Annotated in this window: 14 protein-coding genes; 6 read left to right on the forward strand and 8 right to left on the reverse strand. The window is 62.9% G+C overall.

Annotated elements, in window-relative coordinates:
- Nucleotides 1-22 precede the first annotated feature (22 nt).
- The 3 genes from QWI18_RS11035 to cra all read right to left on the reverse strand — a co-directional run bounded on the left by QWI18_RS11035 (nt 23) and on the right by cra (nt 2,346).
- Complete coding sequence (locus QWI18_RS11035) at nt 23-472, reverse strand: low affinity iron permease family protein (protein WP_192132396.1); 450 nt, start codon at nt 470-472, stop codon at nt 23-25.
- Between the two features lie 93 nt (nt 473-565).
- Nucleotides 566-1,345: a TatD family hydrolase gene (locus tag QWI18_RS11040; RefSeq protein ID WP_192132394.1), complete on the reverse strand. Its 780-nt coding sequence runs from the start codon at nt 1,343-1,345 to the stop codon at nt 566-568.
- A 5-nt stretch (nt 1,346-1,350) separates the two neighbouring features.
- On the reverse strand, nt 1,351-2,346 hold the full coding sequence (cra, locus tag QWI18_RS11045; RefSeq protein WP_065990136.1) for a catabolite repressor/activator: 996 nt from the start codon (nt 2,344-2,346) through the stop codon (nt 1,351-1,353).
- Between the two features lie 352 nt (nt 2,347-2,698).
- Between cra and ptsP the strand changes: the two genes are divergently transcribed.
- From ptsP to QWI18_RS11070, 5 genes are all read left to right on the forward strand, one after another.
- A complete protein-coding gene (ptsP, locus tag QWI18_RS11050; RefSeq protein ID WP_296306823.1) occupies nt 2,699-5,560 on the forward strand; it encodes a phosphoenolpyruvate--protein phosphotransferase in 2,862 nt (953 codons plus the stop codon).
- Nucleotides 5,560-6,498, forward strand: a complete 939-nt coding sequence (gene pfkB, locus QWI18_RS11055) for a 1-phosphofructokinase (RefSeq protein WP_369318837.1) — start codon at nt 5,560-5,562, stop codon at nt 6,496-6,498. Before ptsP ends, pfkB begins: the two co-directional genes overlap by 1 nt.
- A gap of 16 nt (nt 6,499-6,514) precedes the next feature.
- Nucleotides 6,515-8,245 (forward strand): PTS fructose-like transporter subunit IIB, encoded by a 1,731-nt coding sequence (locus tag QWI18_RS11060; RefSeq protein ID WP_192132392.1) that lies wholly within the window; start codon nt 6,515-6,517, stop codon nt 8,243-8,245.
- A gap of 517 nt (nt 8,246-8,762) precedes the next feature.
- Nucleotides 8,763-10,325 (forward strand): alkaline phosphatase, encoded by a 1,563-nt coding sequence (locus QWI18_RS11065; protein ID WP_369318838.1) that lies wholly within the window; start codon nt 8,763-8,765, stop codon nt 10,323-10,325.
- A gap of 125 nt (nt 10,326-10,450) precedes the next feature.
- Nucleotides 10,451-11,392 carry an AEC family transporter gene (locus QWI18_RS11070; RefSeq protein WP_133776254.1) on the forward strand — a complete coding sequence of 314 codons (942 nt, stop codon included), beginning with the start codon at nt 10,451-10,453 and terminating at the stop codon, nt 11,390-11,392.
- Between the two features lie 21 nt (nt 11,393-11,413).
- Here the strand turns inward: QWI18_RS11070 and QWI18_RS11075 are convergent, their stop codons facing one another.
- From QWI18_RS11075 to gatC, 5 genes are all read right to left on the reverse strand, one after another.
- Nucleotides 11,414-12,466 carry a calcium/sodium antiporter gene (locus QWI18_RS11075; RefSeq protein ID WP_192132508.1) on the reverse strand — a complete coding sequence of 351 codons (1,053 nt, stop codon included), beginning with the start codon at nt 12,464-12,466 and terminating at the stop codon, nt 11,414-11,416.
- Nucleotides 12,467-12,511: 45 nt separating this feature from the next.
- Nucleotides 12,512-12,886 (reverse strand): septal ring lytic transglycosylase RlpA family protein, encoded by a 375-nt coding sequence (locus QWI18_RS11080; RefSeq protein WP_065990120.1) that lies wholly within the window; start codon nt 12,884-12,886, stop codon nt 12,512-12,514.
- A gap of 73 nt (nt 12,887-12,959) precedes the next feature.
- Nucleotides 12,960-14,405: an Asp-tRNA(Asn)/Glu-tRNA(Gln) amidotransferase subunit GatB gene (gene gatB, locus QWI18_RS11085; RefSeq protein ID WP_065990118.1), complete on the reverse strand. Its 1,446-nt coding sequence runs from the start codon at nt 14,403-14,405 to the stop codon at nt 12,960-12,962.
- An 11-nt stretch (nt 14,406-14,416) separates the two neighbouring features.
- The gene (gene gatA / locus QWI18_RS11090; protein WP_369318839.1) at nt 14,417-15,868 is read right to left on the reverse strand and encodes an Asp-tRNA(Asn)/Glu-tRNA(Gln) amidotransferase subunit GatA; all 1,452 of its coding nucleotides are present in this window, start codon (nt 15,866-15,868) and stop codon (nt 14,417-14,419) included.
- A 15-nt stretch (nt 15,869-15,883) separates the two neighbouring features.
- Nucleotides 15,884-16,171: an Asp-tRNA(Asn)/Glu-tRNA(Gln) amidotransferase subunit GatC gene (gene gatC / locus QWI18_RS11095; RefSeq protein ID WP_369318840.1), complete on the reverse strand. Its 288-nt coding sequence runs from the start codon at nt 16,169-16,171 to the stop codon at nt 15,884-15,886.
- A gap of 207 nt (nt 16,172-16,378) precedes the next feature.
- Here gatC and mreB point away from each other — a divergent pair, with 207 nt between their 5' ends.
- A complete protein-coding gene (gene mreB, locus QWI18_RS11100; RefSeq protein WP_020292894.1) occupies nt 16,379-17,416 on the forward strand; it encodes a rod shape-determining protein MreB in 1,038 nt (345 codons plus the stop codon).
- The last annotated feature ends 93 nt before the right edge of the window (nt 17,417-17,509 follow it).

Consider the following 17,509-nt stretch of genomic DNA (forward strand, 5'->3'; position numbering starts at 1 on the left):
GTTCATGTGGGAGTGAGCGTGCTCACGAAGAAGTCACTGCAGCCGCTGAAGATTTAGCGGGTGTACCGGCCTCCTCACCCGGCTCAGGCTCAGGCTCCGGAAACGCCTCGGCGTGATCAAACTCAATGCCTTTGCCCATCGCCTTGTACTTCTTGCGCAGCGCGTGCAGTTCCTTCTGGTTGAGATTATCCAGGCTCAGCACGGCGTTCTGTGCATCTTTGGTCACGCGCAGCAGTTCGTCGATTTTGATATGCAACTCATCGGTATCGCGGTTCTGGGTGTTCTGGATCAGGAAAACCATCAGGAAGGTGATGATCGTCGTGGACGTGTTGATGATCAGTTGCCAGGTGTCGTTGTAGTGGAAGAGCGGCCCGGTCGCGGCCCACACGCAAATCAGCGCGATCGCCACCAGGAAGGTTCGTGGGCTGCCGGACCATCGCGACAAGGCCTGCGCGAACTTCGAGAATTTCATTAACGGGTTTCCTTTGTGAGCCTAGAGAGGTACCCAAGGGACCACGCTGCGTCTTTGAAATTTCTTCTTACAACATGAAATCGGCGACAGACTTCAGACCCAGCCGAACACTTCGCACGCGTTGGCGGTGCTCGCTGCGGCCAGCGTGTCGGCAGGGATTTTCATCAGTTCGGCGATGGCGGCGCAAATGTCGGGGAGATGCTCGGGGCTGTTGCGCATGCCTGGAAACATGGCCGGGGCCATGTCCGGCGAGTCGGTTTCCAGCACGACGCTGTCCAGCGGCAACTCGGCGATCACCCGATGCATGCGCAAGGCCTGCGGCCACGTCGCCGCACCGCCCAGCCCCAGCTTGTAACCCAGCTTGATGTATTCCCGCGCTTCTTCGCGGCTGCCGGCGAAGGCGTGAACGATACCGCAGCGCTTGAGCCTGAAACGCTTGAGCGCGGCGAGGGTGTCGGCATGGCTGCGGCGCACGTGGAGCAGGGCGGGGAGGTTGAAGTCCGCTGCCATCTGCAACTGCTGGTCGAGCAAGGCCTGTTGTGGCGGGCGGTCCAGGGATTCGATGTAGTAATCCAGACCGATTTCGCCCACGGCGCACAGTTTGGGATGCCCGGCCAGACGCGTCAGCCAGTCGCGCAGTTGCTGCACATGCTCGGGCTGATGCTCTTCCAGGAACACCGGGTGCAAGCCCAGCGCGGCGTACACCGACGGCTCACTGAGCGCCAGATCCCACACTCGCTGCAGATTGCGCTGATACACGCCCAACACCACGAGGCGCTCCACACCCAGCTGCCGGCTGTTGGCGAGTACGTCGTTGCGGTCGGCATCGAAATCGTCGAAATCCAGGTGTGTGTGGGTGTCGATCAGTCGCACGTTGCTTACGCCTCGTGAATCCGCTGCTTGAACGTCCGCACAATGGCATGCACGCCCGGTTCGTACTGGTCCTGCTCAATGGCCGACAGGGCCAGGGCCAGGGCTTTTTCGGCGATCAAGTGGTGCTGTTGGGCCATGGCATTGACCGGCAGCGGCAGGAAATCCAGCAGTTGCGTGTCACCGAACGTGCCCAGGTGAAGTTGGTCCGGGTTCAGGCGCCGCTGGTGCAGCAGGTCGAACACCCCTTGCAGCAGGACGTAGGACGTCGTGATCAGCGCGTCCGGGAAATAACCCAGCCGATCGAACATATCGCTGGCCAGTTGCAGGCCGCAGTCACGGCTGAACGCGTCGCCGTGCTCGCTGATCACCGAGCCTTCGAAACCCTCCAGCGCGTCTTCGAAGCCCTTGGCCCGCGCCTTACTGACGCTCAGCTCCGGCTGCGCGCCAAGCAAGGCGATGTGTCGGGGTTTGATCTCCAGCAGGCTGCGGGTCAGTTGCTGGCTGGCGTCGTGGTCGTCGCTGACCACCGAGCAGAAGTGTGCCGGGTCCATCTCCCGGTCGATGGCGATGACCGGCGTCCCTTGCTGCTGCAGCGCGCGATAGCTGTCATCGCTGGCCGGCAGGCAACTGGCGACGAACAGCGCATCGCAGCGTCTCGCACGAAACAGCTGCAACAACTGCAACTCGCTGATGGGATCGTCGTCTGAACTGGCGATCAGCAATTGGTAGCCGCGCGCGCGAGCGCCCTGTTCCAGTTGCTTGGCGATGCGCGCATAGCTGGGGTTTTCCAGGTCCGGCAGGATGAAGCCCAGTGTGCGGGTATGCCGGCTGCGCAGCCCGGCCGCCTGCGGGTTGGGCCTGAAGCCATGGGCGTCGACCACCGCGCGCACGCGCTCGACCGTTGCACTGCTGATGCGTTGCTGTTCGGCCTTTCCGTTGATCACGTAGCTGGCCGTGGTCACAGAAACACCGGCCAGACGCGCAATATCACTGAGTTTCAAGCCGGGCATCCTTTCGTGATGAGAAGCAAAAGTGGGAGCGGAACTACCGTGGCAGGGATTTTCACCGATTAACAGCCATCATGACAGCAGACCGTCGCCTCGTAGGAAGCTTGTGACCCGCACGGGCTGTTTCCTACACGATTCGACCGGATGAGCTTCAAACCGCCGGAATTATCAAGTAACGTGCGCGGCACTTCAGATTAAACGATTCAGCAGGCCTGTTTATGGCACTTTTTGCCCAATCGGACCTCTGAATGCCGCATTCAATATTCGCAAACCGTCAGTCATCGGTGTGTACGACCGGTCCTACAACAAGAATCTGGCGCGACCCCGCGCAGCACAGGAGAACGCAATGCTCGAGCTGACCATAGAGCAAATTTCCATGGACCAGTCGGCGGTGGACAAGCCCGCCGCGTTGCAACTGCTGGCTGACTTGCTCGTCGCTGACGGCCTGGTCGCTGCCGGCTACCTTGCAGGCTTGCAGGCGCGCGAGCAACAAGGCTCGACCTTTTTGGGGCAGGGCATTGCCATTCCCCACGGCACGCCAGAGACCCGCGACCAGGTGTTCGCCACCGGCGTGCGCCTTATGCAATTCCCCGAAGGGGTGGACTGGGGCGACGGGCAAATGGTCTACCTGGCCATCGGCATCGCCGCCAAGTCCGACGAACACCTGCGCTTGCTCCAGTTGCTGACCCGCGCACTCGGTGAAAACGACCTGGGCGAAGCGTTGCGTCAGGCGAAGGACCCCGAGTCGCTACTCAAACTGCTGCAGGGTGCGCCACAAGAACTGGCCCTCGATGCGCAGATGATCAGCCTGGGCGTCATGGTCGATGATTTCGAAGAACTGGTCTGGCGCGGCGCGCGTCTGCTGCGCAAGGCCGAGTGTGTGAACAACGGCTTCGCGGCGGTGCTGCAGCAGGTCGAGCCACTGCCGTTGGGCGAAGGCCTCTGGTGGCTGCACAGCGAACAGATGGTCAACAAGCCCGGCCTGGCGTTCGTCACCCCGGACAAACCCATGCGTCATCTGGGCCAGTCGCTGACCGGCCTGTTCTGCCTGGCGAGCCTGGGTGAGTCCCACCAGGCGTTGCTCGAACGTCTATGCGCGTTGCTGATCGAAGGTCGCGGCCACGTACTGGGCGAGGCGACCAGCAGCCGCGCCGTGCTTCAGGCATTGGGCGGCGAAGTGCCGCCGGACTGGCCGAGCGAGCGCGTGACCCTGGCCAATGCCCACGGTCTGCACGCGCGTCCGGCGAAAATCCTTGCGCAGTTGGCCAAGGGTTTTGAGGGCGACATCCGCGTGCGCATCGTCGATGGCACCGAGAATCCGGTGTCGGCCAAGAGCTTGAGCAAGCTGCTGAGCCTCGGCGTGCAGCGCGGTCAGTCCCTTGAGTTCATTGCCGAGCCGACCATTGCCGCCGATGCCTTGCCTGCGTTGATCGCCGCAGTGCTCGAAGGTCTGGGCGAAGAAATCGAACCGTTGCCGGCCCACAGTGAGCCCGCACCCGCCCCGACGATTGTTGAGAAAACCCTCAGCGCGCCGGCTGCGGGCACTCACATCCAGGCCGTTCCTGCGGCGCCCGGCATCGCCGTCGGCCCGGCCCACGTGCATGTTCTGCCAGTGTTCGATTACCCGGCCCAGGGCGAATCGCAGAGCGTTGAGCACGAACGTCTGCACAGCGCGCTGGCGCAGGTGCGCATCGACATCGAGCAATTGATTCAACGCAGCACGGCGAAGGCCATTCGCGAGATTTTCGTCACCCACCAGGAAATGCTCGCCGACCCCGAACTGGTCGACGAAGTGGCGCAGCGCTTGAAACAAGGCGAAAGCGCCGCTGCGGCATGGATGAACGTGATCGAGGCCGCCGCCCGTCAGCAGGAACAGCTCAAAGATGCGCTGCTGGCGGAACGTGCCGCTGACCTGCGGGATGTCGGTCGCCGCGTATTGGCGCAGATCTGTGGCGTCGAGGACCTGGTTGAGCCGGAAGAACCGTACATTTTGGTGATGGATGAAGTCGGCCCGTCCGACGTCGCCCGTCTGGACCCTGCCCGTGTCGCCGGCATTCTCACCGCGCGCGGCGGTGCCACGGCCCACAGCGCCATCGTTGCCCGGGCGTTGGGCATCCCCGCGCTGGTCGGTGCGGGCGATGCAGTATTGCTGATCAAATCCGGCACACAACTGTTGATCGACGGCCAGCGCGGGCGTCTCGACGTCGCGCCGGACGACGCGACCCTGAAGCGCGCCTTGCAGGACCGTGACACCCGCGAGCAACGGCTCAAGGCTGCCGCTGCCCTGCGCATGGAGCCTGCGATCACCCAGGATGGCCACGCCGTTGAGGTCTTCGCCAACATCGGTGACAGCGCCGGTACGCCGGCAGCGGTGGAGCAGGGCGCCGAAGGGATTGGCCTGCTGCGCACCGAGTTGCTGTTCATGGCCCACAGCTCCGCGCCGGATGAAGCGACCCAGGAAGCGGAATACCGTCGCGTGCTCAAAGACCTCGACGGTCGCCCGCTGGTGGTTCGCACCCTGGACGTCGGCGGCGACAAACCGCTGCCGTACTGGCCCATTGATAAAGAAGAAAACCCGTTTCTCGGCGTGCGCGGCATTCGCCTGACCTTGCAGCGCCCGGATATCATGGAAATCCAGCTGCGCGCATTGCTGCGTGCGGCAGACAATCGCCCGCTGCGCATCATGTTTCCGATGGTGGGCACCGTCGAAGAGTGGCGTCAGGCCCGCGACATGACCGAGCGTCTGCGTCTGGAAATCCCGGTGGCCGACCTGCAACTGGGCATCATGATTGAAGTGCCATCGGCGGCGTTGCTGGCGCCGGTGCTGGCGAAGGAAGTGGACTTCTTCAGCGTCGGCACCAACGACCTGACCCAGTACACAATGGCCATCGACCGCGGTCACCCGACCCTGTCTGCCCAGGCCGATGGCCTGCACCCGGCGGTGTTGCAACTGATCGACATCACCGTGCGCGCGGCCCATGCCAATGGCAAATGGGTGGGGGTCTGTGGCGAATTGGCCGCCGACCCGCTGGCCGTGCCGGTGCTGGTCGGTCTGGGTGTGGATGAATTGAGCGTCTCGGCGCGGAGCATCGGCGAAGTCAAAGCCTGCGTCCGTGAATTGAATCTGATCGAAGCCCGAAAACTTGCGCAGGCGGCCCTGGCCGTTGGCAGCGCGGCGGACGTGCGTGCCCTCGTGGAGGGGCTGTAATGGCGAAAATACTGACATTGACCATGAACCCGGCGCTGGACCTGACCGTGCAGTTGGGCCCCTTGCAGATCGGCCAGGTCAACCGCAGCGACGCCATGCTCAGCCACGCGGCGGGCAAGGGGATCAACGTCGCCCAGGTGCTGGCTGATCTGGGCCACGAGCTGACCGTTGCCGGTTTCCTCGGCGTGGATAACCAGCAGCCGTTCGAAACTCTGTTTGCGAAGCGCGGCTTCGTCGATGAATTCGTGCGGGTGCCGGGCGAGACCCGCAGCAACATCAAGCTGGCGGAAAGCAGCGGCCGTATTACCGACCTCAACGGCCCGGGCCCGGAAGTCAGCGCGCAGGCGCAACAGGCGCTGGCCGCTCGGGTCGAGCAGATCGCGTCGGGTTTTGATGCGGTGGTCGTGGCCGGCAGTCTGCCCCGTGGCGTCAGCCCCCAGTGGTTGAAAACGTTGTTGCTGCGCCTCAACGAGATGGGCCTGAAAGTTGCGCTGGACACCAGCGGCGAAGCGTTGCGCGCTGGACTGGAAGCGTCGCCGTGGATGATCAAACCCAACACCGAAGAGCTGGCCGACGCCCTTGATGCGCCGATCATTTCCATCGCCGCGCAAGCAGAGGCCGCAGCCGACCTGCGCCAGCGCGGCATCGAGCACGTGGTGATTTCCCAGGGCTCGGAAGGCGTTCATTGGTTCAGTTCCAACGTGGCCTTGCAGGCATTGCCGTCCAAAGTCACCGTCGCCAGCACCGTCGGCGCGGGTGATTCGCTGCTGGCCGGGATGGTTCACGGCTTGCTGTCTGGGCACAAACCCGAGCAAACCTTGCGGACTGCCACGGCCATTGCGGCCATGGCCGTCACTCAGATCGGCTTCGGCATCAATGATCCGGCGCAATTGAAACGTCTGGAAAGCGGCGTCAACGTCCGCGTCCTGACGGCATAACAAGAGAGGAAGTGTGATGAAGTTAGCCATCGTTACGGCCTGTCCGAACGGCAAAATCAGCAGCGTCCTCAGTGCCCGTCTGCTGGATGCGGCGGCCCAACGCCAGGGTTGGAGCACCAGCGTCGAGATCCACGATCCGCGTCATCCGGAAAAGCAACTGTCGCCGGGCGACATCGAAGCGGCGGACTGGGTGTTGGTGGTAAACACCGGCGCGCTGGACCTGACGCGTTTTTCCGGCAAGCGCCTGTATCAGGCCACGCCCGCACAGGCGTTGCAGGATGCCGACGGCTTTCTGCGTTCAGCGTCGGCGCTGGCGACCGAGCACACCGCGACTTCCGCCCCGCCTGCCACGTCCAGCGCGCAGCCGCGTCTGGTGGCGGTGACGGCGTGCCCGACCGGCGTTGCCCACACTTTCATGGCCGCCGAGGCGATTCAGCAGGCGGCGAAAAAGCTTGGCTATGACCTGCAGGTGGAGACGCAGGGCTCGGTCGGTGCACGCAATCCGCTCAGCGCCCAGGCCATTGCCGACGCCGACGTGGTGCTGCTGGCGTGTGATATCGAAGTCGCTACCGAGCGTTTCGCCGGCAAGCGCATCTATCGCTGCGGCACCGGTATTGCGCTCAAGCAGGCCGACGCGACGCTGAAAAAAGCGCTGGCGGAGGCGGAGGTTGAGTCCACGGCTTCAACGTCCAAGGCGTCCTCCAAAAAAGAGAAGACCGGTGTCTACAAACACCTGCTCACCGGCGTGTCTTTCATGCTGCCGATGGTGGTGGCCGGCGGTTTGCTGATTGCTCTTTCGTTCGTGTTCGGCATTCACGCGGCCGAGGAACCGGGGACATTGGCGGCTGCGCTGAAACAGATCGGCGCGGGCGCGGCGTTCCAGTTGATGGTGCCGTTGCTGGCCGGGTACATCGCGTATTCCATTGCCGACCGTCCGGGCCTAGCGCCGGGGATGATCGGTGGTCTGCTCGCCAGCACCCTGGGCGCCGGCTTCATTGGCGGGATCATCGCGGGCTTCCTCGCGGGCTATAGCGCCTGGGCGGTGAATCGTTACGCGAAGCTGCCGGCGAGTGTCGAAGCCTTGAAGCCGATTCTGATCATTCCGCTGCTGGCGAGCCTGTTCACCGGGCTGGTAATGATTTACGTGGTGGGCAAGCCGGTCGCCGGCATGCTCGAAGGGTTGACCCACTTCCTCGACACCATGGGCACGGCCAACGCGGTGCTGCTCGGCGTGCTGCTGGGCGCGATGATGTGCGTGGATCTGGGTGGGCCGATCAATAAGGCGTCGTACGCGTTTTCGGTGGGCTTGCTGGCCTCCAGCAGCGGCGCGCCGATGGCGGCCACGATGGCGGCCGGCATGGTGCCGCCAATTGGTATGGGCATCGCGGCATTGATCGCCCGGCGCAAGTTTGCCCAGAGCGAGCGTGAAGCGGGGAAAGCGGCCTTCGTGCTGGGGCTGTGCTTCATCTCCGAAGGCGCGATTCCGTTTGCCGCGAAAGACCCGCTTCGGGTGATTCCGGCGAGCATCGCGGGCGGCGCGCTGACCGGTGCGCTGTCGATGTTCTTCGGCTGCAAACTGATGGCGCCCCACGGTGGGTTGTTCGTGCTGCTCATTCCGAACGCGATCAACCATGCGCTGCTGTACCTGCTGGCGATCGTGGCGGGCAGCGTCGTGACCGGCGTGCTGTACGCGCTGCTGAAACGACCTGAACCTGCCGAGCTGGATGCGGTGCCCGCCGGCGCGTAACCGCTGGCGCTTCCCGGCTATAACCGGTTCCACGGGATGCACGCGATGCTTTTAGTGGGACCGGCTTCAGCCGGGAAGAGGCCGGTGTGCCCGCCATCAGAACTTTGGTGTGACTACCGACGCCTTCCCGGCTAAAGCCAGTCCTACAAGTGTGCGGTCCGGCTTCCGGAGATGTGTCGGATGTTCGGGCCTCTTCGCGAGCAAGCTCGCTCCTACAGAAGGCTGAGTGCGCCCCGGATTTCCGCGGCGGAACACGATCAATTGTAGGAGTGAGCTTGCTCGCGAAAGCGATATCCCAGGCGCTGAATGTGTGTCGGATGTTCGGGCCTCTTCGCGAGCAAGCTCACTCCCACAGGGACCGGGCTTGGCACTGGATCTTGTGCCAGAACAGACAACACTCGGCACTGGATCTTGTGCCAGACACAGACAACACTCGGCCTGTTCACTGCCCTGTCATCTCCCGCAAACAATCCGCTGCTAGCTTCCTCCTTTTGGCATTCCCTTGAGGAGGATAAACATGTCCCGGTTCGACCTGACTCGCCGCCGTATCATCCAGGCCGCTGGCGCCGGATTGTTGTTGCCGGGGCTCGCGCCTGCGGTCATTGCGTCGGTGAAGGGTCGCCCGCAGATGACCGACGGCGTGCAGTCCGGCGACGTGCTCGGCGACCGTGCCATGGTCTGGAGCCGCAGCGACCGGCCTGCGCGGATGGTGGTCGAATGGGACACCCGCAGCATGTTCAGCAACCCCCGCCGCACGGTCTCGCTGCTCGCCGACCCACGCACTGACTTCACCGCGCGCGTCGAACTGACCGGCCTGCCGGCGGATCAAGCCATCTTCTACCGCGTGTTCTTCGAGGACGCGCAAATCGGCGTCGCCAGCGAACCCTGGTTCGGCCATCTGCGCAGCGTGCCGGTCAATCGCCGCAACATCCGCTTCGTCTGGAGCGGCGACACCGTCGGCCAGGGCTTCGGCATCAACCCCGAGATCGGTGGCATGCGCATTTACGAAGCCATGCGTCTGCGCCTGCCGGATTTCTTCATCCACAGCGGCGACACCATTTACGCCGACGGCCCGGTGCCTGCCGAAGTGGTCACCGAGGGTGGGCGTGTCTGGCGCAACATCACCACGGAAGAGAAGAGCAAGGTCGCCGAAACCCTCGATGAATACCGCGGCGCCTACCGCTACAACCTGATGGACGAAAACCTGCGGCGCTTCAACGCCGAGGTCCCGCAGATCTGGCAGTGGGACGACCACGAAGTGACCAACAACTGGTCACCGAGCAAGCAGCTCGACGACCGCTACAAGGTCAAGGACATCCAGCTGTTGGCGGCGCGCGGGCGACAGGCGTTCCTCGAATATGCGCCGATGCGCCTGCAGAGCGCCGACAACGGCGGGCGGGTCTATCGCAAGATTGCTTACGGCCCGATGCTGGACGTGTTCGTGCTCGACATGCGCAGCTATCGCGACGGCAACGACGCCAATCTGGCCGACAAGCCCGGGCCGACCACTGCCTTTCTGGGCCGCGAGCAACTGGATTGGCTCAAGCGCGAACTTCAAGCCTCTGGGGCTCAGTGGAAAGTCATTGCCGCTGACATGCCCATCGGCCTGGGCGTGCCCGACGGCGAGATCAGCCCCGGCGTGATGCGTTGGGAGGCCATCGCCAACGGCGACGACGGCGCGCCGAAAGGCCGCGAACAAGAAGTTGCCGAACTGCTGGGCTTCCTGCGCCAGCAGAAGGTCCGCGACACCGTCTGGTTGACGGCTGATGTGCATTACTGCGCGGCGCACCACTACCACCCCGATCAGGCGGTGTATCAGGATTTCGACCCGTTCTGGGAGTTTGTGGCCGGGCCTTTGAATGCGGGCAGTTACGGGCCTAATACCCTGGACAAGACCTTCGGGCCCGAGTTGGTATTCCAGAAGGCTCCGCCAGCGCAGAACACTTCACCCTTCGCCGGCTACCAGTTTTTTGGTGAGGTGAACATTGACGGCCAAAGCGGGGAAATGACCGTGACACTGCGGGATCTGGACGGGGTTTCGGTGTTTGAGAAGAGGCTGCAACCTGCCAGCCAGGCCTGACGCCCCGACAGGCAACGCGGTCCGGCTTATTGATCAGTCGTACGATAACCAGGTAATTGCCGGTAACACTTCCCGCGCCGCTGGCCTATCATTAGGCACCTAACGACGGCTCAGGGTTGGCGTGCATGCTGGCAATCTTTCTGGAAACCCTGAACATCACCGCGCCGGTCTTCGCGATGCTGTTTCTCGGCGTGTTGCTCAAGCGCGTGGGCTGGATCAACGACAGCTTTATCCACACCGCCTCGTCGCTGGTGTTCAACTGCACCATGCCGGCGCTGCTGTTTCTGGGGATCATTCACGCTGACCTCCACGCGGCGTTTCAGCCGGGCGTGCTGATCTACTTCATCGTCGCCACGCTGGCGGGTTTCGCGTTGTCGTGGGGGTGGGCCATTTACCGCGTGCCGTTCGCCGAGCGTGGGACTTACACCCAAGGGGCGTTTCGCGGCAACAACGGCGTGATCGGCCTCGCCCTGGCCGCGAGCATGTATGGCGACTACGGCATTTCCCTCGGTGCGATCCTCGCGGCGCTGGTCATTCTTTTCTACAACACCCTGTCCACCGTCGTGCTGGCGGTCTACAGCCCGGTGATCAAGTCCGACCCGTGGAGCATCACGAAAAGCGTCATGGCCAATCCGCTGATCATCAGCATTGTCGTCGCGGCGCCGTTCGCCTACTTCCAGATCCCGCTCCCCAAATGGCTCGATACCTCCGGCAGCTACCTGGCGCAGATGACCCTGCCGCTGGCGCTGATGTGCATCGGTGGCACGCTGTCATTGAAGTCGTTGCGAGAGAGCGGCACCTTGGCGATCAGTGCGAGCCTGATGAAGATGGTCTGGCTGCCGCTGATCTGCACGCTGGGCGCGTGGCTGCTGGGTTTCCGTCACGCGGAGCTAGGGATTCTGTTTCTGTACTTCGGCGCCCCGACGGCATCCGCCAGTTTCGTCATGGTCCGCGCGGCCAACGGCAACCACGAGCTGGCCGCGTCGATCATCGTCATGACCACCCTGGCAGCAGCGGTCACGACCAACGTCGGGATATTCATTCTGCAGTGGGGCGGGTGGATTTAGTCTTAGTAGGCTTGTCGCCAATCAATGCTGACGCCGCCACGCCCGCACCGTACCCACGACGATACACAGCGCAATCACCGGCAGCGCGTAGTGAATCATCAAACGCTCCAGCCGCTCGGCCAGGGGCATGCCCGTGGTAAACGACACGATGTGCAGCCCGTACACCGCGTAAAGCCCGAGCAACAACAGCCCCTCCAGCCGGGTGATCCGGTACCCCGAATAAAACAGCGGCACACACAGCGCCGCGACGCCCAGCATCACCGGCAGATCAAAATCCAGCGCATTGGGCGAGATCGACAACGGCCCGGTGGAGATCAACGCCGTGATGCCGAGCACGCCCAGCAGGTTGAACAGGTTGCTGCCGATGATGTTGCCCACCGCGATATCCCGCTCGCCGCGCAATGCCGCGACCAGCGAGGTCATCAACGCCGGCAGCGAGGTCGCGACAGCGATCACGGTCAGGCCGATCACCCGTTCCGACAGGCCCAGGTCCAGGGCTACCGAAACCGCCGCGCCGACGAGAAGGTGACTGCCGAACGTCAGCAGCGCCAGGCCGCAGGCCATCAGCGCCAGTCGGCCGAGTAATGGCCAGATCCGCCGGCGCGGCTCAAGGTCCGTTCTCGCCACATGCCGCGCGCCGTGAGCGAATTGCCGCACCACGACGAACAGATACGCCGCCATGCCCATCAACAGCACGACGCCATCCAGCGCGCTCAGCTCGCCATTCCACGCCAGCGCTGCGACCAGGGCGGTGGCCGCAATCATCAACGGCAGATCAACGCGCACCAGTTGCCGGGCCACGCGCAGCGGGATGATCAGGGCGGACAGCCCGAGCGTGACCAGCACGTTGAAAATATTGCTGCCAATGACGCTGCCGACCGCAATGTCGGTGCTGTCAGTGAACGCCGCTTGCAGCCCGACCGCGAGTTGCGGGGCACTGCTGCCCAGCGCCACGACGGTCAGGCCGAGGAACAGCGGGCGGGTTTTGAGCAGGGCGGCCAGGGCCACAGCGGCGCGCACCGACAGTTGTGCGCCGATGATCATCAACAGCAGGCCGCAGGCCAGCTCGATCAGCGTGGGCAGGGGCAGATTCGTTAGGGCAAGAATTCAGGGCACCAGTCAGTCGTCGAGGGCTTGTACCCGCACTTGGGCGGTTCCGCTGCGCAGCATACCCAATTGCGCGGCGGCTGCACGTGACACATCGATCAGCCGCCCCCGGGTGTGCGGGCCGCGGTCGTTGATGCGGACGATGACCCTGCGGTCGTTGTCCAGATTGGTGACTTGCACGCGCGTGCCGAACGGCAATTGCCGGTGCGCGGCGGTCAGTGAATTGGCGTCGAAGCGTTCACCGCTGGCGGTGCGCTGACCTTGATGTTGCGAGCCGTAATACGAGGCGCCGCCGGTGGCGTTGTAGCCGTGCGGGTCGATGATGCCGTCACTGGCGCAGCCGGCCAGCAGAGAGAGCAGGGCGCAAGCGCCGAGGATTCGCCGCATGGGGCAGGGTCTCTACAGAAAGTGTTGATCGTTCCCGCGCCAGGCGCGGGAACAACCGCTAGCGTGAACGCACTCAGCCTTCCAGCTTGCGCTTCAGCAGTTCGTTGACCTGGCCCGGGTTGGCCTTGCCTTTGGATGCCTTCATCGCTTGCCCGACGAAGAAGCCGAACATCTTGCCGCGTTTGGCCTCATCGGCCGCGCGGTATTGCTCGACCTGTTCGGCGTTGGCAGCCAGGACGTCGTCCAGCATCGACTCGATGGCGCCGCTGTCGGTGACTTGCTTCAGGCCGCGCTGATCGATGATCTCGTCGGCGCTGCCTTCGCCATTAGCCATGCCTTCAAACACCATCTTGGCGATCTTGCCGGAAATGGTGTTGTCCTTGATTCGCAGCAGCATGCCGCCCAACTGTTCAGCGCTGACCGGCGACTCGTCGATCTCGACGCCTTGCTTGTTCAGCAACGAACCCAACTCGACCATCACCCAGTTGGCCGCAAGCTTTGCGTCTCCGGAAATGCTCACCACCTTCTCGAAGAAGTCTGCCTGTTCGCGGCTCGAAGCCAACACGCTGGCGTCGTACAGCGACAAGCCGAACTGCGACTGGAAACGCTCGCGTTTCTGCGGCGGCAGTTCCGGCAGGGTCGCGCGGGTCTGCTCCAGGAACGCGTCTTCGATGATCACCGGCAACAGGTCGGGATCGGGGAAGTAACGGTAGTCGTTGGCTTCCTCTTTGCTGCGCATGGCGCGGGTTTCGTTGGTATTCGGGTCGTACAGGCGGGTCTGCTGAATGACCTTGCCGCCGTCTTCGATCAGGTCGATCTGGCGCTGGATCTCGCTGTTGATCGCCTTCTCGATGAAGCGGAACGAGTTGACGTTCTTGATCTCGCAGCGCGTCCCGTACTCAACCTGGCCTTTCGGGCGAATCGACACGTTGCAGTCGCAGCGTAGCGAGCCTTCGGCCATGTTGCCGTCGCAGATGCCAAGGTAGCGAACCAGCGCGTGCATCGCCTTGACGTAGGCAACCGCTTCTTTGGCCGAACGCATGTCCGGCTCGGAAACGATCTCCAGCAACGGCGTACCGGCGCGGTTCAGGTCGATGCCGGTCATGCCGCTGTAGTCTTCGTGCAGGCTCTTGCCCGCATCTTCTTCAAGGTGGGCGCGGGTCACGCCGATGCGCTTGATGGTGCCGTCTTCCAGGGTGATATCCAGATGGCCTTTACCAACGATCGGCAATTCCATCTGGCTGATCTGATAGCCCTTCGGCAGGTCCGGGTAGAAGTAGTTCTTGCGGGCGAACACGTTGTGCTGACCGATCTCGGCGTCGATGGCCAGGCCGAACTTGACCGCCATCTGCACGGCTTCCTTGTTCAGCACCGGCAACGTGCCGGGCATGCCCAGATCGACGAGGCTGGCCTGAGTGTTCGGCTCGGAGCCGAACGTGGTGGCGCTACCGGAGAAAATCTTCGATTGGGTGGTGAGCTGGGTGTGAATCTCCAGCCCGATGACGACTTCCCATTGCATGTGTTTTCTCCTTAGAAGCCAGCCGGCGAGCGGGTGTGCCAATCGGTTACTTGCTGATATTGATGGGCAACGTTCAGCAAGCGGCCTTCCTGGAAATACGGCGCCAGCAATTGCACGCCCACCGGCAGGCCGTCGGCGAAACCGGCAGGCATCGACAGGCCGGGCAGGCCCGCGAGGTTGGCGGTGATGGTGTAGAAGTCTTCCAGGTACTCAGCGATCGGGTCGGCATTCTTGGCGCCGATTTTCCAGGCCGGGTTCGGCGTGGTCGGGCCGAGGATCACGTCGACTTCGGCAAACGCGTTCATGAAATCGTTCTTGATCAGCCGGCGAATCTTCTGCGCCTGCAGGTAGTAAGCGTCGTAGTAACCGGCCGACAGCGCGTAGGCGCCGACCATGATCCGGCGCTGCACTTCGGGGCCGAAGCCTTCGCCACGGGAGCGCTTGTACAGATCGGTGAGGTCTTTCGGGTCTTCGCAGCGATAGCCGAAGCGCACGCCGTCGAAACGCGACAGGTTGGAAGAGGCCTCGGCCGGCGCGATTACGTAGTAAGCCGGAATCGCGTGTTGCAGGTTCGGCAGGCTGATTTCCTTGACTACGGCGCCGAGCTTTTTCAGCGCTTCGACGCTGGCCATGACCAGATCGGCGATGCGCGGGTCGAGACCTGCGCTGAAGTATTCCTTCGGCACGCCAATGCGCAGGCCTTGCAGCGAGGCATTCAGGCCTGCGCTGTAATCCGGGACGGGCTCGTCGATGCTGGTGGAGTCGTTGACGTCGAAGCCGGCCATGCCTTGCAGCAGCAGCGCGCAGTCTTCAGCGGTGCGCGCCATCGGGCCGGCCTGATCGAGACTGGAAGCGTAGGCGATCATGCCCCAGCGCGACACGCGACCGTAAGTCGGCTTCAGGCCGGTCAGGTTGGTCAGTGCAGCAGGCTGGCGAATGGAGCCGCCGGTGTCGGTGCCGGTGGCGCCTGGCAGCAGACGCGCGGCAACTGCTGCTGCCGAACCGCCAGAGGAGCCGCCCGGGACGTGATCCAGATTCCACGGGTTTTTCACCGCGCCGTAGTGGCTGGATTCGTTGGCCGACCCCATGGCGAATTCGTCCATGTTGGTCTTGCCCAGGGTCACGGTGCCGGCGGCGGCGAGCCTGGCAACCACAGTGGCGTCATAGGGCGCCTTGAAGTTGTCGAGCATTTTCGACGCACAACTGGTGCGAACGCCCTTGGTGCAGAAGAGGTCCTTGTGTGCCAGGGGAGCCCCCAGCAGCGCGCCGGTTTCACCTGCCGCGCGACGGGCATCGGCAGCCTGCGCCTGGGTGATCGCCAGGTCTTCGGTGACGGTAATGAAGCTATTGAGCTGCGGATCCAGCTGGGCGATGCGCGCCAGCAGAGTGCGGGTCAATTCTTCGGAAGAAAACTTTTTATCGGCGAGTCCGCGAGCGATCTCTGCCAGAGTCATTTGATGCATTGCAGGCACATTCCCTTAGTCGAGGACTTTCGGAACCAGATAAAGGCCGTCTTGGACCGCTGGTGCGATGGCTTGATAGGTATCGCGATGATTGATCTCGGTAACGGCGTCTACACGCAGACGTTGCGAGGCTTCAAGGGGGTGCGCGAGGGGCTCGATGCCGGTGGTATCGACCGCCTGCATCTGATCAATCAGCCCGAGAATGCTGTTAAGTGCTTCAGTAGTACGCGGGATATCGACGTCATTGAGGCCCAGTCGGGCCAGATGAGCGATTTTTTCCACGTCGGAGCGATCAAGCGCCATGGGGTTCTCCAGTGGAATGCGCACGGGGTGAGCCGTACGTCAGATTGCGGAACACTACGCCCTTTAAACGGTCATAAGGCCGCGATCTTCCAGGGTAGTGCTCGGAAAAACAGCCAATTTAACATATTGGCTCCTTGCCCAAAATCCCTGTCGTTGTTAGAGTTTGCCGCACTTTTTTACCCACGCGTTGCCTAGGGTCCTTTCCCCATGTTCAAGAAACTGCGTGGCATGTTTTCCAGCGATCTTTCCATCGACCTGGGCACTGCCAACACCCTTATTTACGTGCGTGAGCGCGGCATTGTGCTGAATGAACCATCAGTTGTGGCCATTCGGACCCACGGAAATCAGAAGAGCGTTGTTGCTGTCGGGATGGAAGCCAAGCGGATGCTGGGCCGTACCCCGGGCAACATTGCCGCCATTCGCCCGATGAAAGACGGCGTCATCGCCGACTTCAGCGTCTGCGAAAAAATGCTTCAGTACTTCATCAACAAGGTTCACGAGAACAGCTTCCTGCAGCCAAGCCCTCGTGTGCTGATCTGCGTTCCTTGCAAATCCACCCAGGTCGAGCGTCGCGCCATCCGCGAATCCGCTCTGGGCGCCGGTGCACGTGAAGTATTCCTGATCGAAGAGCCGATGGCTGCGGCCATCGGTGCCGGCCTGCCGGTCGAAGAGGCCCGCGGCTCGATGGTTGTCGATATCGGTGGCGGCACCACCGAAATCGCGCTGATCTCCCTGAACGGCGTGGTGTATGCCGAGTCCGTCCGTGTGGGTGGCGACCGTTTCGACGAAGCAATCATCACTTACGTGCGTCGCAACTACGGCAGCCTGATCGGCGAATCCACCGCCGAGCGCATCAAGCAGGAAATCGGCACGGCCTACCCGGGCGGCGAAGTGCGTGAAGTCGACGTACGCGGTCGCAACCTGGCTGAAGGCGTGCCACGTGCCTTCACCCTGAACTCCAACGAAGTGCTGGAAGCGTTGCAGGAATCCCTGGCAACCATCGTTCAGGCCGTGAAGAGCGCTCTGGAACAGTCTCCGCCAGAGCTGGCTTCGGACATCGCCGAGCGCGGTCTGGTGCTGACCGGTGGTGGCGCGTTGCTGCGTGACCTCGACAAGCTGCTGGCCCAGGAAACCGGTCTGCCGGTGATCGTGGCCGAAGACCCGCTGACCTGCGTTGCGCGTGGCGGTGGTCGTGCGCTGGAAATGATGGACAAGCACACCATGGACCTGCTCTCCAGCGAATAAGTCGCCGGTACGCAGCATGTTGCGCTTAACGGGCAGCACCTCACCGTGCTGCCTGTTCGTGTCCGACCTGTTGACGTCGCGCAGCGATGTTGC

The sequence above is a fragment of the Pseudomonas sp. W2Oct36 genome (genome assembly GCF_041060465.1).
GTDB lineage: Bacteria > Pseudomonadota > Gammaproteobacteria > Pseudomonadales > Pseudomonadaceae > Aquipseudomonas > Aquipseudomonas graminis_B.